Annotated in this window: 12 protein-coding genes; 2 read left to right on the top strand and 10 right to left on the bottom strand. The window is 45.9% G+C overall.

Going from position 1 to position 14,775, the window contains the following annotated elements; all coding sequences use genetic code 11:
• Positions 1–47: 47 nt before the first annotated feature.
• Complete coding sequence (locus tag MKY95_RS32215) at positions 48–860, bottom strand: class I SAM-dependent methyltransferase (RefSeq protein WP_339196104.1); 813 nt, start codon at positions 858–860, stop codon at positions 48–50.
• A gap of 145 nt (positions 861–1,005) precedes the next feature.
• Positions 1,006–1,347, bottom strand: a complete 342-nt coding sequence (locus MKY95_RS32220) for a zinc ribbon domain-containing protein YjdM (RefSeq protein ID WP_017691576.1) — start codon at positions 1,345–1,347, stop codon at positions 1,006–1,008.
• 235 nt (positions 1,348–1,582) lie between these two features.
• Here MKY95_RS32220 and MKY95_RS32225 point away from each other — a divergent pair, with 235 nt between their 5' ends.
• Positions 1,583–2,734, top strand: a complete 1,152-nt coding sequence (locus tag MKY95_RS32225; protein WP_133386315.1) for a VanZ family protein — start codon at positions 1,583–1,585, stop codon at positions 2,732–2,734.
• Positions 2,735–2,912: 178 nt separating this feature from the next.
• Here MKY95_RS32225 and MKY95_RS32230 read toward each other — a convergent pair whose 3' ends face one another.
• The 7 genes from MKY95_RS32230 to MKY95_RS32260 form a co-directional block, all read right to left on the bottom strand.
• Positions 2,913–4,370: a carboxylesterase/lipase family protein gene (locus tag MKY95_RS32230; protein ID WP_339196105.1), complete on the bottom strand. Its 1,458-nt coding sequence runs from the start codon at positions 4,368–4,370 to the stop codon at positions 2,913–2,915.
• A gap of 279 nt (positions 4,371–4,649) precedes the next feature.
• Complete coding sequence (locus MKY95_RS32235) at positions 4,650–5,744, bottom strand: metallophosphoesterase (RefSeq protein ID WP_339196107.1); 1,095 nt, start codon at positions 5,742–5,744, stop codon at positions 4,650–4,652.
• On the bottom strand, positions 5,744–6,082 hold the full coding sequence (locus MKY95_RS32240) for a multidrug efflux SMR transporter (RefSeq protein ID WP_083684565.1): 339 nt from the start codon (positions 6,080–6,082) through the stop codon (positions 5,744–5,746). The genes MKY95_RS32235 and MKY95_RS32240 overlap by 1 nt, the downstream gene beginning before the upstream one ends.
• Complete coding sequence (locus MKY95_RS32245; RefSeq protein WP_339196110.1) at positions 6,079–6,849, bottom strand: HAD family hydrolase; 771 nt, start codon at positions 6,847–6,849, stop codon at positions 6,079–6,081. The genes MKY95_RS32240 and MKY95_RS32245 overlap by 4 nt, the downstream gene beginning before the upstream one ends.
• A gap of 160 nt (positions 6,850–7,009) precedes the next feature.
• Entirely contained in the window at positions 7,010–8,383 is a 1,374-nt protein-coding gene (locus MKY95_RS32250) for an ABC transporter substrate-binding protein (RefSeq protein WP_133386317.1), read from the bottom strand.
• 37 nt (positions 8,384–8,420) lie between these two features.
• On the bottom strand, positions 8,421–9,290 hold the full coding sequence (locus MKY95_RS32255) for a carbohydrate ABC transporter permease (protein ID WP_339200077.1): 870 nt from the start codon (positions 9,288–9,290) through the stop codon (positions 8,421–8,423).
• A gap of 35 nt (positions 9,291–9,325) precedes the next feature.
• Positions 9,326–10,201 carry a sugar ABC transporter permease gene (locus MKY95_RS32260; RefSeq protein WP_339196113.1) on the bottom strand — a complete coding sequence of 292 codons (876 nt, stop codon included), beginning with the start codon at positions 10,199–10,201 and terminating at the stop codon, positions 9,326–9,328.
• A 198-nt stretch (positions 10,202–10,399) separates the two neighbouring features.
• On the opposite strand from MKY95_RS32260, the gene MKY95_RS32265 reads away from it, so the two are divergent.
• On the top strand, positions 10,400–10,972 hold the full coding sequence (locus MKY95_RS32265) for a transcriptional regulator (protein ID WP_133386318.1): 573 nt from the start codon (positions 10,400–10,402) through the stop codon (positions 10,970–10,972).
• A gap of 243 nt (positions 10,973–11,215) precedes the next feature.
• Here MKY95_RS32265 and MKY95_RS32270 read toward each other — a convergent pair whose 3' ends face one another.
• Entirely contained in the window at positions 11,216–14,758 is a 3,543-nt protein-coding gene (locus MKY95_RS32270; protein ID WP_339196116.1) for a DUF4073 domain-containing protein, read from the bottom strand.
• Between the last annotated feature and the right edge of the window lie 17 nt (positions 14,759–14,775).

A 14,775-nucleotide genomic window follows, 5' to 3' on the forward strand; every position in this document is an offset into this window, starting at 1 on the left:
TGACATTCTAAAATACATAGATTTTTAGAACATTGCCTGTAAGTCTATTATTTCTTTCTCCCAATGTACAGCAGATGAGACGAGATTCCCAATATGGAAGGGTCTTTGGCGGCTTCAATCATATATTGCATGAGTTCATCGTACTCGCCACGCTCTTTCCAGTATTGCTGCTGCTCGTCCGTAAGCATCGCTCTAAGGCTGGATGAACCAATCAAATCAACGGTTTCAAATCCATGTTGCTCCATGAAGGGTGCAACGTCCTGAATATTAAAATAGTATGCTCCCGTAAATCGTCCTTGATCCTGATGATCGAATATACCCTTTTCCACAAAAGAACGGATGGCTGCCATGTTATCATTCGGTTTCCAGTGCTGCGGAGATTGCAGCGAATTGATACTCATGCGCATTCGGCTTTGCATCGCTACAAACACCACGCCTTCTCGCTTGGTCACACGGTACAACTCCCGTACAGCAGCCATCCGCTCTTCGTCTGTCTGTAGATGATATAACGGCCCCAGCATGAGGGACGCATCGTACGTCTCGTCAGCCATACCGGAGAGCGAAGTGGCATCGAGAACATGGAACCCATCGAATTGCTGTGTCAAACCAAACTCCTGAGCCTTTTGCCTCGCAGTATCCACGGAGGAAGGTGTCAGATCCGATAAAGTGACTTGGTACCCCAGCTTTGCAAGCTCCATGGCATACTTTCCTGGTCCTGCGCCATTATCCAGAATACAACCAGTAGGGGGGAGATGTTCCCTGATGTAATGCATGTTAATGATGAATTCAATTGGTTCCCGCTCCAGTCTGCCCCACTCATCAAACCCGGAATAATATTTAATAATATGATCTCTCTTCATCGCTCTGACACCTGCCTTTTCTTATATGTAGACCACCTAACCATGTTCAAAATTAAATTCCAACCAGTATATATCTACTAAATATTTCCTGTCAACAAAAAAACGTTCAATTTCCATTGAATGCGGAACTGAACGTTTTTCGATCTTATATCTTTTTCACAAACTCAGATTTCAACTTCATTGCACCCAAGCTGTCGATCTTGCAATCAATATCATGATCCCCATCAATTAGGCGAATATTCTTCACCTTCGTGCCCTGTTTAACTACAAGCGAGCTACCTTTTACCTTCAGATCTTTAATGACGGTAACGGTATCGCCATCACTTAGCACATTTCCGTTGGCATCACGGATTACTTTTGCATCCTCTGCGTTATCATTGTCTGCTTCCAAAGACCATTCATGCGCACACTCCGGGCAAACCAGCAGGTTACCATCCTCGTACGTGTACTCCGAATTACATTTGGGGCAGTTAGGCAAATTAGACATATGTATTAAACTCTCCATTCTACGATTGGCATTCCCGCAAGTATACGGGATTTCGGCGGTATATTCCATACGATTGCTCACTGCAAGGATGGATTTAAACCAAATTTAAGGTTCTTGCATCCCTCACTTTAAGGGTAACTACTTATGATGTAACTAATAGATACGCACTACACATACATGAATTTTTCTGTTTCTATGAATGTTATTATATTTAATACCAAAGGAGTTCCTACTCATGTCCTCATATGTTTTCCCTGTGCAAACGGCTTTTTTGATCTTTGTTGTTGCGGCCATGTTTTTGCTGGTGCCGTGGTTGATCTATGGTTATCGCAAAGACGGCTTCTTCAGTTGGTCACGGTTTGGCGTGAGCTTTTCTTTTATCTTTTATATTCTAGCTGCCTATTGCCTCGTTATTCTTCCGTTTCCGACTACGCGAGATACCTGTGCGCAGCAAGCCGCTGACACGATCTACTACAATCTGGTTCCATTCACTTTTGTCAAAGACATTATGAAAGAAACACCCATTGTATGGTCTCAGCCATCTAGTTATATCGGAATGATTCAGGGCAGAGCCTTCTTGCAAGTTCTATTTAACGTCCTGCTTCTTATGCCGCTGGGTGTATATATCCGTTATTTTTTTCAAAAAAGAGTCTTCTGGAAGTACGCCCTGCTAGGTGGATTCGGGCTCTCCTTATTCTTCGAGATCACCCAGATCACCGGATTCTACGGGTATTATAATTGTCCTTACCGTCTCTTTGATGTAGATGATCTGTTATTGAATACTTCAGGAGCGGTCATTGGATTCTTCACAGCGCCCATCCTGCTTGCTTTATTCCCATCACGTGCAAGCATTCAGGCGAAGAGCGAACAGATCGTGGAGCAAAACCAAGTGTATGTTATGCCTCAATTGCTCGCGTTAATTATCGATGGAGTTGTTGTTGTCTTCCTCTCGAATCTGATTTCGATCTTCACAGCATCTGATGTGATCAGTGATGCGCTAAGTACATCCATTGCTATGGTCATTGTGCTGTTCTTCATCCCTTGGGTAAGAAATGGGGTAACTCCAGGCTCAATTATCTTGCGATTCCGCTATGTAGATCATCAGACCGGCACACCCACCAGTGAATCGTTATTCAAAAGATTTGCCGCACTCTATGTTCCCTGGCTGCTAGTTACGATCATTCGCCTGGTCAACGATTATGCTTTTTCAGGTAAACAGGATGCTATGCTCCAGCCTTATCAAATATTGCTTTCCCTGGGAACAGTCGGTGTCTATATGTTGGTCTATGCCGTGCTCTTCATTCATGTCTTAATTGTGCTGTTCTCCCGTGGAAAACGTTCCTTCTACTTCGATGAGGTGTCACGCACGCGTGCCTCTCGTAAATAATGTTTGGAGTATAACAATGCAATGCAATGCATAATGTATCCCCCTAATTGGTACTTACGTTCTGCTTACTCTCCAGCCGGATTACAAAAAGAGGAGGTTCATTCTGAGAATGAACCTCCTCTTTTGATTAAGCGTATAGCAGTTATTCAGAGTATCCATTTCAAATAATCGGCTTGGATTATAACCCTAACAGCTCTCGCTTGGCTGCATCCGGATCATGTACGACCTCAATCTCATGGTTGAAGATTAGTGTCGCACGATCCTGCTCATATTCAGGCCAGTACACACCTGCAACTTCAGGTTGGACATTCTTGGCAAAGGAAATCCAGGCATCCTGTACCTTGAGGGCAAGTGCCGCCGCAGCTTCATCCGGCTCCGCATTCATGAATTTGAGGACATGCAGTGTATTAAACACAAAGAACATTTCGATACTGTGAATCGCTCTTTTTAACAAGGGATGTTCCGGCATCACCCAATCAAAACGATACATCCACACTGGGGCATGTTTCTGTTGTGCCGCAGCATATTGCAGCGCTGACCGCCAGAAGAACATATCGGTCATCACTTGGGCTTGTCCATCTGCCGTTTTTGGATAACTTTCCGCGATGGCTACCCGGTTCTCCAGATCTGGTGTCATAAAGTCTACGCCCTGAACCATATCGATTTCTTTTGAAAAAGGCACATGCGGCTGGATGAACAGTGCACCCTCGTGCAATGTCGTACCAATCAGCACCGGAATATCCTGCGCCGAACCTTCGCTCACCGCCTGAAGTGGCACCTGTGGTAATGTATGCCCATCCAATACAGGTTGGAACAATAATGCCATACCTGCCCCGCTCTGCTGTTTGACCGTTTCACCCGCTGCAATAATCTGCTCTACAGGAATTGTATTTAACTTCTGCAGGTTGTCCCGATCCACCCCAAGAATCTTCAGCATCGCTTCCCGCAACGCTGAGGCTTGCTCTGCTGGCATGAACTGGGATGCACCACTCTCCATAATGGCACGTTGGAACAGTCCTTTGGCCGCTGGCATCGCCATCAGTGCTGCAATACTCATACTGCCCGCTGATTCGCCGAACACCGTAACTTGATCCGGGTTACCACCAAAAGCAGAGATATTATCCTTCACCCACTGTAATGCCGCAACCTGATCCAGCAGACCTGCATTGGATACATATGAATCACCTAATGGAGCCATATGAAGGAATCCCAAAGGTCCTAATCGGTAGTTGATCGTCACAACGATGACGTCCCCCCGAACCGCTAACTGTGTACCATCATACATCGGCTGGCTACCTGAACCTGAAACAAAGGAGCCGCCGTGAATCCATACCATGACCGGCAGTGGTGTTGCTCCTTTTTCCTTAGGTGCCCAGATGTTCAGATATAAACTATCTTCTGACTCATTCGGAATTTCTGTCTGGCCTTCTGGTTGATGATTTCGAGGTTGTATATTCTCAGGCCCAAATTGTGTAGCCTGTCTGATTCCATCCCATGACTCGGGCTGTACCGGAGCCTTGAAACGCAGCTCACCTACCGGAGGTTTCGCATAGGGAATGCCTTTCCATACGCTTGCATCGTGCAAAAGTTCGCCTTGAACGGTACCATATGTCGTTTGAACCTGAAGTTCTCTCATGCCGCTTCTACTTCCTCTCCGTAAATAGGTTAAATTAACGAGTATGTGCATATCATGTGTACTTATTTGAGTATAGTTTGTAATCATACCCATTTACAACTTTACCCAACTCTAGCCTCACCTGCTACGTTTCACGTGGAACTTTATGGGGTGGATGTTCTGATACATATCTTTAAGATGGACACCAAAAAGGCCACCTTTGAGCAATGTCATCAAGTCTAAATTATCTTAATGACATTGACCCTTAGCATGACCTTTTCCCGTTGACTATCCAAATAGCTACCCTTTTACAGGATAACGCACCGTAAACTCAACACCCTCGATCCATTCACCCGCGACAAAGTCCCGTCCCTTCACAACCACTCGATCCTTATAAACCTCCACATGAAGTCCTTCACTGCCCTCCAGATGCTCATCCTGATCTGTCCAGAGATAACCTACAGACGAAGCATTGAACATCGTTGGCATCTGGCCTGCACCATCGTACATCGTATGCTTTGCTTCAAGTTGCCAATGGGTATGTCCCGAGAAAAGGATCGCTTGCGGGTATTTAGCCAGAACGGCCTTAAGTTCTGCATCCTGATTCACACCATACCAGCCTTGTTCCTTCAGCGATCCTGCTACCGTATCCATGAGTGGCTGGTGCAAGAACAGGAAGATGGGATGATCTGGCGTTGCATGCTCAGACAATTTCGCATCCAGCCACTCCAATTGTTCAGCCGACATATCACAATCCTTCGGGTGAGGTTGCTCGGTGCCCAGGAAAATATAATGATAACCATCAATCCAGTGATCGTGGTAAGAGCCCTTCATGCCGGTTATTGCTTCAAAATCACTCAATCGACGTTGCCATAACCCGGCGACTGTAATGGGGTCGACTCCTGAAGAGATCGGTCCCTCATCCTGACCCTCCTGCTCCGGAGGTGCAGCCGACAACGTATATGTCCCGACGGATAGTTGCTCAATCAGTGCAGCTGATTCAGCAGCGGTTTGTTTTGTTACCAGCTCCATTTCTGCTTCCTGCTCCAATAACTCAGCTACTTCGTCCTCTTTCATCTCAAGCAAAACGATCGGCGGATCTTGCCATAACACGGCTCCAATATCATGATTACCTACCGTGTATCTGATGTCGGGCAAGCTCTCCGCATGTTGCTTCCATATGCGTTGCAACTCACGATATTCGCTCGGCAGACCTCGATCCGTCACATCGCCCACATGCATAATCCCGCTGCTCCCCTGACTAAATGTAGCTATGTCGGCTAATGCTTGGTCCAGATGCCGGTTATGAATATGGTCTGCCTCTTCTCGCACATGTGTGTCCGTAATAACCTGGAAGCTGGCAATAGGTTGCTCCGGTGTATGTTCATTTTTCATCAAGAATCACTCCATTTCAGTCCAATAATGCCAATCAGAATAAAACCGATCCATACCATCGACGTGAGCCGCAGACGTTCACCAAAAAAGTAATGCCCTACAACGCCAATGAGCGTAATGCCCACCCCAGACCAGATCGCATAGGCCACAGCCAGCGGCATATACTTCACTGCAAAATTAAGAAAGGTAAAACTTGCGCCATAACAGACAAACATCAACACCGAAGGCCATAACCGCGAGAACCCATCCGATACTTTTAGCAAAATGGTAGCACTAAGCTCCAGTCCGATAGCCAGTGCCAACAGTACCCAGCCCAAGTAGGCGTGACTGTTCGTCATCGATTCAGCCCACCATTCAGCAATTCATGGAAGGATTGAATTGTTCTGTCCGCCAAGCGGATTCTTCCCGGTTCTCCAATCCCAATCCTGTACCCCGCACCAGTGGTTCGTGCCATCTCCATGTCTCCGTCCGTATCTCCAATAACCACTGTATGCTGTACAGGTACTCCCAACCGTTCACAGGCAAGCAGAAGCATATCGGGAAATGGTTTGCCTCGCTCCACCAGGTCCGTACCAATTACCACGTCAAAAAAGGAATCCAACCCCATCCACTGTAAGTGTTTGACTGCACTAGGTGTATCATCTGCCGTCACAACACCCATAACCACGCCTTCGGTACGGCACTGTTCAAGGAATTCTTGAACGCCCGGTAACGGACGTGCCGGACGATGCTGTTCCATCTCTTCCTCCGCTCGCGCCAAACACTCCCGAACCATGATCTTGGCTTCCGCCCAGCTGAGACCCGCACGATATCCATGCCACGTCAGCACGGCATACACTTCATCCATCGTGCCCATCGCAAGTGGCCCCCGCACGTCATACCCATTCATTCGGCCTTGCTCATCGTGGAAAGTTCCCCAGATCTGCGGAAGTTCATCTGTGCTAATACAAAGTCCCCGGGTCGCCAACTGGTCTCTGAAGTCGTTCAACACACAATCAGTCCAGAACCCCCACATGCCCGTAAAATCAAGTAATGTTCCGTCCTTATCGAACAAAACGGCTTTAATCGGATTTGATAATCCATCCACATACGTTTCATCTTGCATTGGTCAAACTCCTTGTCTGCGATCTTTATGAACGGAAAGGACGGTACAGCATGTACCGCCCTTTCCGCTTGAGTTACTTATAGTGATTAGTGATACGTTATGTTTACAATTCAGTCAGGTTCACGACCGAGTCTCTTGGAAACAGTTCTTGTCGATATCGTTATTTCGTTACACGATCCAGTTCCTTCTGCGCTTTCTCTTTTGCTTCCTTCAGTGCTTGTTCCGCTGGCATATTATTGATCTGTACCTGATCAGCTGCATCCTTCAATGCATCATTGATCTTGCCACCCGTTGGATCCTGGAATGGAGCCGAGGCGTGAGCTGCTTGTTGCAATGGTACCGTGATCTGTGGATTTTCCTCACTGAACTTCATGAACTCTGGATCTTGTTGAGCAGATTGACGTACTGCGATATATCCGGTGTTCATGGACCATGAAGCTGTGTTTGAAGTTTCAGAGAAATACGTAAGCCATTTGTATGCTGCCTGCTGTTGCTCTGGACTTGCTGCTGACGGAATACCTGCCGATATGGCACTTGCTACCGGTTTTCCTTCACCAATACCTTCCCAGCCTGGTTGTTGCATTGCAGCGACTACGCTAAAGTCCAAGTCACCTTGGTCACCACTAGATCCGGTGTAACCTGCTGCTTTATTTTTCATCACATCATCAATCGTTTTGTACCAGTACTCCCAGCCCTGACCTCCATAATGAATGCCCATAATCTTGTCTTCGTTAATCCATTTACGGAACAAGTCCCATGTCTCGATCCATTCCGGGGAGTCGATCATAACGGTTTTGCCATCGTCGCTAAGAATCTGTCCGCCCTTACCCAGCACGGCATCAATCATATTGTCTCTACCCCACATCGGTTCCCAACCGTAGAAGGTGGTCTTGCCATTTTCTTGTTTGCTTATCTTCGCAGCCGCCTCAGCCAGATTCTCCCATGTCGTCAGAGTTGCTGGGTCAATTCCGTTCTCCTTGAACGTATCCATACGGTAATACATGATTTGAGTTGTACCGTACATTGGCAAAAAGTATTGCTTTCCATCCACCTGTCCCTGGTTCAGGAATGTCTGAATGAAATCGTCTTTCTTAAAATTCGGATCAGCGGCAATCATCTCATCCATAGGTGCATAATATCCTTTACGTGCCCAGTCTATATTGGAGCTGAGTACAGCGGCTGGAACCTTCTTGGAAGCAATTGCTGCTTGCAGCTTCTGTTCCGTTTCCGTGTAATCTGCTTGTACAATTCCTTTTACAACGACTTCGTTCTGGGAGGCGTTGAACGCATCAATCGTCTTTTTCATGTTATCGCCCAGATTACCACCCAGACCATACCAGAACTCAATCTCCACCGGATCTTTCGCCTGAGCTTCGGTTCCACTGGCAGCAGCCGTAGTGCTTGATTCTGCGGGTGCTTGCGTTCCACAAGCGGTCAGTAGAGCAAAGCTGGTCGCGAGTACCAGCGACATGCCACCCTTCCAGTTCAACCTCAATCTCTTTTTCCATGTCATGCTTGCCTGACTCCAATTCATTGTTGTTCCTCCCGTTTTAGGTGAATGGTAGTTAATATCAGTTCTTGTTCACACCAGCCGTGATATTCACGCTCTGCATGATCGTCTTCTGGGTGAACAGGAAGAGAATAAGTAAGGGTGCGATGGTGAAGGCACTCGCAGCCATAATCTGTGGCCAAGCCAGTCCATATGCCCCCCCTTCTACAAAGAAGCTGCGCAGACCCGCCGATACCAGCTGTAAATCAGGGTCTTTGGTGATGAGCATAGGCCAGAAATAGTTGTTGTACTGTTCAATAAAAGTAATCAGAACCATCACAGCGAAGCTTGAGCGAACAAGCGGCGTGATAATCGTCCAGAGAATCCGGAAGTGGGATGCACCGTCCAGCTGTCCGGCTTCCACCAATTCATGAGATACCTGCATGAACGCCTGCCGGATCAGAAAGATCGAGAACACGCTGACACAGTTGGATACAATCAAGCCTGTGTAGGAATCTAGCAGATTAAGTTCGCTAAGCACCAGGTAACTAGGCAGATACACGGCTGTACTTGGTATCATATAACCCACCAGAATCAGGGATGTCAGTACACCTTTGAGACGGAATTTCATATGTGTCAGGGCGTACGCCATCATACTGGAGTTGACGATCTGAAATAGACAGATGGCTAATGCTACCCCGGTACTGTTTAGAATGTAACGGGCAAATGGTGCCGCGTTCCAGGCATCTACATAGTTGCTCCACAGGAACGTCTCCGGCCAGAAGGTCGGCGGGAACTGCCAGATCTCATCATTGGTTTTGAACCCGCTAATGACCATCCAATAGAAGGGAAAGGCTGTACCCAGCGCGATAACGGCTAACAGAAGGTAGCGGATCAATTTACTTATTTTAAAATTCGGTTGTGACACGTTCTGCAAGTCCTTGCGCTTCATCCGTTTAGAGTTTTTGTTGGGCAATGTCATTGTCATTAGTAGTGCACCAGGCGTCTGCCAAGCAGGAAGGATACTCCCGACAGCAACACGCAGATCAGAATAATCACAACGGCGATGGACGAAGCCTCACCTACATTAAAGGATTCGAATGCAGACTGGTAATACATGTACAGCAACGTTCTCGTTGATCCCGCCGGTCCACCCTGCGTCATGACATTGATCTGGTCATAGGCTTGCAAGGACTGGATTGTAAGAATAATCGATAGAAAGAATGTTGTTGGTGAGATCATCGGCAATGTGATACTTCTGAACTTGTCCCAACCGTTGGCTCCATCGATTGAAGCTGCTTCAAGCAGATCGGAAGGTAGATTTCGTAGCGCAACGAGATAAAATACCATTGCCCATCCTATCGACTTCCAGAGCGTGACAATCAGAACAGCAACCAACGCCCAGTCCGCGTCACGCAACCAGCCGATCGGAGATACGCCAACCCAGCCCAGCATCAGATTAGCGAGTCCGACTTCTGGCTCAAAGATCCAGGACCACGCAATGGATACCGCAACTGTCGGGGTGACCCAAGGTGAGAATAGTAATGTCCGGAAGATGCCGGATGATTTGATTTTGCTATTCATGAGCATCGCAAGCGCCAATCCGCCCACAATGGTTGGGATTACACTGCCCAATCCGAATAACAAGGTGACTTTCAGTGATCGATAGAATTCAGAGTTTGTCAGCAGATAACTGTAATTGTCCAAACCAACAAACAGCTTGTCCGGGCTCATAAAGTCCCAGTCGGTGAAACTGAGATAAACGATATATCCCAGAGGTCCCAGCCAGAAGATCAGCAATGGGATAAGAGCTGGCAGCGTGAATAGTACCGCCTCAGACTCCCTCCATAGTTTTAAACGCAAATCCCCCACTCCTTACTGTCCAATTTTTCTTTAATGATTGGGAATTTTTGAGTATAATCGACTTTATATTTCTTCTGTACAAAATTGATTGTACACTCGTATTGAAAATTCTAATTCCGGCTTATGTTAAAATTGGAGCAAGTCATGTAAAATATGAGGCAGCTAGTGGGAACGCTATCATAAACCAGAGGTGACATTGTGGGAAAAGAAACCGCCGGGAACCCGAATCATTCTTCGTTACCTGATCGGCATGCGCTGAGGGAGAGAGTTATTGAGGCCATCGCCAATACGATGGATCTATATGGGGTTAATCATACGTTTGGCAAATTGTACGGCATCATGTATTTTGAGGATCGTCCGATGACACTTGAAGAGATGAAAAACTCGATGAATATGAGCAAGAGCAACATGAGCTATGCGGTTCGTTCGCTTACAGAATCACAGATGATCTATAAACTGGAGGAAAAGAAGGAGCGCCAGGATCAATATCTGGCTGAGACCGACTTCTATCGTACGTTCCAGAATTTCTTCGGAGCCAAGCTCCAGCGGGAAGTAGATGTCATGTTAGAAGGCATTCGTGAGGTCATTCCTGACCTGTCCGCAATGATTCTTTCGGAGCATACCTCTTCTGAAGATCGAGATGATGCACTGCGCGATCTGCACAAACTCCAACACGCAGAGCAATATTACGTCTGGCTCCAAGGATTCGTGGATCAATTGCGAGACGGGAAATTTTACGAGAATGCTGCACACGCACCCAACAAAGAGTAGTACAACTGCGTAAACAGAATAACTAGTAGGTGACCCAGGGGCGCTAACGAACCTAGACGATCTGACGTACCATTGTTGAGTCACACTAAAGCGCAAAAAGGAGCTGTTCCTAGCCAATGTATGGCTTTTTGGAACAGCTCTTTTTTTATTCTATCTATTGTATTGTCATATCCTATCCGTCATTAGGGGTTCTCTTTTCCATATGCTACTGCGTTAATGACCCCTTTTTTTCTTTTATAAATATTACTTTTGCGCTGCAGCTTCGATATCTGCATATGCCCAGTGTGTTGCTGGTACATCACTGAACGTTGGCGTAACTGCACCAGTGATTGGTGCGCGGTTGAACAATACATTCAACACTTTCACGGCTTCAGCACGTGTCAACTCGGCATTCGGTTTGAATGTACCATCGTTGTAACCAACCATCAGGCCAGCGGATTGCACATAAGCAATGGCTTCTGCTGCCCACAGGTCTGCGGATACGTCTGTGAAGGAAACTGCTGGACCATTCACGGTTGTTGCACTCGCCTGTTGCTGCATCCAGCGATACGCAATTGCCGCCATCTGGGCACGAGTAATCGAACCTTCCGGTGCAAATTGAGTGTTGCTCATGCCGTTCATGACGCCAGCGGATTGTGCTTTTTGAATCTCACTTGTTGCCCAGTGTGTCGCAGATACATCCTTGTAACTCACGCTATTCGCGGAACCTGCTGCCGCTTCAGTTGGAAGATTGCGAGCCAGCATAGCTGCCATCTGTGCACGTGTTACGAATGCATCTGGACGGAAATCTGCACCAAAACCTTGGATATACGGTTGGTGTGTACCTTGCGAAGCTTTCAGTCCATCCACAACAACGAGGGTGAACGTACTGAATTTGGTTACGGTAAATTCGATGCCTTCGCTGTTATCCACGAGTTGCACCAGTTTGCCTTGAATCAATTCTTTTGTGCCGTCACTGTGCTCGATGTAGATCGCCAGGTTATCCAAAGCCTGCTGACGAGCAACCGGATCGGTCGGCAGACTATCACGCAGTGGCAATGTCAACGTCACTTCGCGGCTCTGCATATTTGTTTCGATCTCTACTGGACGAGCCAGTACGCGAACATTCGTATTCGGAGCAACTTGTTGAATCAATTGCTCTTTCTTCGCACGTTCTTCGACTTCCTTACGCTCGGATTCCTTTTTCAAAGGTACAACGCGGAAGTACAAGTCTTGATCGAATCCAGCGATGGAATTCGTCGGAACGGAAATCACTACATTTTCAGTGGAGATTTCAAGTTTCAGCGAACCATCATTCAATTCTTTTACCGCTGCCTTAGGCAGTTCAAAACGTGTCTCGGACACGGCATCTTTGGTGTCTGGGATGACAATGCGTGCGGTGTTCATGTTTAATTGCTTCGCTTTTTCCACCGATTCCTTGGCAATCGCTTCGGTCATCTTCACCAGATCTTTAATCATGCCGTTGGTTTCGGTTGTACGTGTGATTGGTGTCTTGGTCAAGTTGGTGCCATTTGCACCATTAACGTCAACCACGATCTGCTCTTGTTTCGTTGTTGGTCCAGGTGTAGACGTTACTGGTGTGGTCGTGGACGATCCACCACCAGCACCACCACCTGTGCTTCCACCCGGGTTAGGCGTTGGAGTATTGGATGTAAACGTAAGTGTTGTCCATTTCCATGGCGGTGTGTTGCCTTTGGCTCTTACACGAACCACAATTATTTGGTTGCCCTCAAATCGATCTGTATTGGTGAATTTATTCCAAGTCTCCCCATTATCTTTGGAGTATTCCATCGTTTCATCTGCACCGATAACCACATTGGCTGTATCATCAGCAGTCACTTTAGGCGCTGGGGGAGCAAAGAACAAGTCAAATGCTCTTTGAATATCTTTAATTTTTTCATATCCTCCAACAGGTCGTTCACTAAGCATCCACTCTGCAAGTTGTTGTTGCTCCGCATTCGTTGATAATGTTACTATCTGGTCAAACTTCAGAGGGGGTTCCTGAAGACTTAATCCTGGATTGTTGGCTAAAAGTATTTGGTACTGCATTTGAAGCATTTGGTACAAATTCAAGTTATTTAATATCTCACTCGCTGTCTCTGCTTGGTTAATTGAAGGGAATTCTTCAGATAGCGTAAACATTAGACCTACAGCCGATTCACTGTCCATTGCAACAGAAGTGAACTTCGCAATATAAGCAATTAACTGCTGATCCGCCTGGTTAGATTTCAGATAAAAATCTGCTGCTCTCTTGAACTGTTCAAACTCTTCTTCAGAAAACAGATTAGCACCTTTTACAATGACCTGATCGTAAATGTTATTTAATGCAGAAGCCATATCACGGTAATCTAACCGATACCCCAAAAGGATATTGATACTTATATCTACAATAAATTGAACCTGATCTTCATTGTAAGATCCCGATCTCGGAGTCATTTGGACTAACGTAGCAGCAACTGTCTTTTGTTCTTGATCTGTTAGCTCACTAAACGCTCCAGGGTGATTGAGCAGATCTGTATTTTTTAATATGGATAACACTGTAACTTTATCCTTGAGAACTATCGCTGCGTTCAGCTGCTTCAGCGATTGCTTCTCAGGAGTGCCAAAGAACTCATCAAATGCTTCCTGCGCGGCTTTATATGTTAAATAGCCATTACCCGGCTTTTTCAACAGCATCCAGTCAGTAAGCTTTTCCATTTCAGTCATGTCGGAGGAAATGCTTTTCATTTTACTAAAATCAAGCGGGAATGTACCAACGAGGGTCTCTTTATCTGTGCCTTTAAAAGCCTCTGCTTGTTCTTGAAGCTGATATAATTCCATTAGCGCATTAATCATTTCACTCTGTGTTGAGGCATTCGTGAAATTGATAATTTGGCTCGATGCCAGAGAAAGATTCATAACTGATTCTTCAAGGGATGAATTATTAGCAATTCGTTGTAGCTTAATTTTGAATGCCAGCACGTTCCGTTCCAAGTCAGAAGCCATAAAATATCGATCTAACATCGGTTTAATCATATTCAGATATTCAGGACTAACCGACGCTGCAAAAATAAGAGTTTTTTCGTAATAAGCAGTCAATCTCTCTTGGACATCGGACAACTCATTTACTTTCATTACTGAAATACCTTCTTGAATATAATCTACCAAAAATTGAACCTCACTGTTACTCTGATACGCATTAACAGGCTCATTCATATGTCCCGCTAATGTTACCAGTGCATTCTGTTCTTCCAGGGGAAGAGATTCAAAATCCGGCGTCGTAGTGATAAAATTTTCATTTTCGAACAGTTCAGTTATTTTAGCTGCATCAAAGTTTTGACCAATAGAGTTATTGAATCCATTCAGCGGTGTAGTAAATTTAATGGATTGCATCTGATAAGCAGTTTCCATACTGTATCTATCCTGAACAATTACATTGAAATAATAGGTCTCACCATCGCTTAAACCCGTAATTTGTTGGTGAAAAGTACCATCTGTAGATTCCGAACCCTGAATCCAACGGTTATAGGAATAATCGGTTGTGTGACCGTTAATTGTAGCAGCGTCTATTAGATTCGGTTCGTCAGATAAGAAAACCCGATAATATAAATCAGGCGGGGAAGTAGAATCGGAATAGGCGTATGTCCAACTAATTTCAACCGAGTTGTCATCTACACCTTTCACTGTAATTAGGCCATTGTTCCCTGGATTGGTATATCCTCCTGCACTTACCTTTCCTGCTGGTGCCAGCCATGGAGCTACCAACACCAAAATGAGCAACATGCTCATTATTTTTCTGTATTGCATCTTTTCTTTCCTCCCTA

Origin of the sequence: Paenibacillus sp. FSL P4-0176 (genome assembly GCF_037975265.1) — a bacterium.
GTDB classification, from domain to species: Bacteria; Bacillota; Bacilli; order Paenibacillales; family Paenibacillaceae; genus Paenibacillus; species Paenibacillus amylolyticus.

Bases quoted from the DNA above. Each gene is read 5' to 3' on its own strand.
- MKY95_RS32215 (WP_339196104.1), bottom strand. From the start codon at position 860: ATGAAGAGAGATCATATTATTAAATATTATTCCGGGTTTGATGAGTGG.
- MKY95_RS32220 (WP_017691576.1), bottom strand. From the start codon at position 1,347: ATGTCTAATTTGCCTAACTGCCCCAAATGTAATTCGGAGTACACGTAC.
- MKY95_RS32225 (WP_133386315.1), top strand. From the start codon at position 1,583: ATGTCCTCATATGTTTTCCCTGTGCAAACGGCTTTTTTGATCTTTGTT.
- MKY95_RS32230 (WP_339196105.1), bottom strand. From the start codon at position 4,370: ATGAGAGAACTTCAGGTTCAAACGACATATGGTACCGTTCAAGGCGAA.
- MKY95_RS32235 (WP_339196107.1), bottom strand. From the start codon at position 5,744: ATGAAAAATGAACATACACCGGAGCAACCTATTGCCAGCTTCCAGGTT.
- MKY95_RS32240 (WP_083684565.1), bottom strand. From the start codon at position 6,082: ATGACGAACAGTCACGCCTACTTGGGCTGGGTACTGTTGGCACTGGCT.
- MKY95_RS32245 (WP_339196110.1), bottom strand. From the start codon at position 6,849: ATGCAAGATGAAACGTATGTGGATGGATTATCAAATCCGATTAAAGCC.
- MKY95_RS32250 (WP_133386317.1), bottom strand. From the start codon at position 8,383: ATGAATTGGAGTCAGGCAAGCATGACATGGAAAAAGAGATTGAGGTTG.
- MKY95_RS32255 (WP_339200077.1), bottom strand. From the start codon at position 9,290: ATGAAGCGCAAGGACTTGCAGAACGTGTCACAACCGAATTTTAAAATA.
- MKY95_RS32270 (WP_339196116.1), bottom strand. From the start codon at position 14,758: ATGCAATACAGAAAAATAATGAGCATGTTGCTCATTTTGGTGTTGGTA.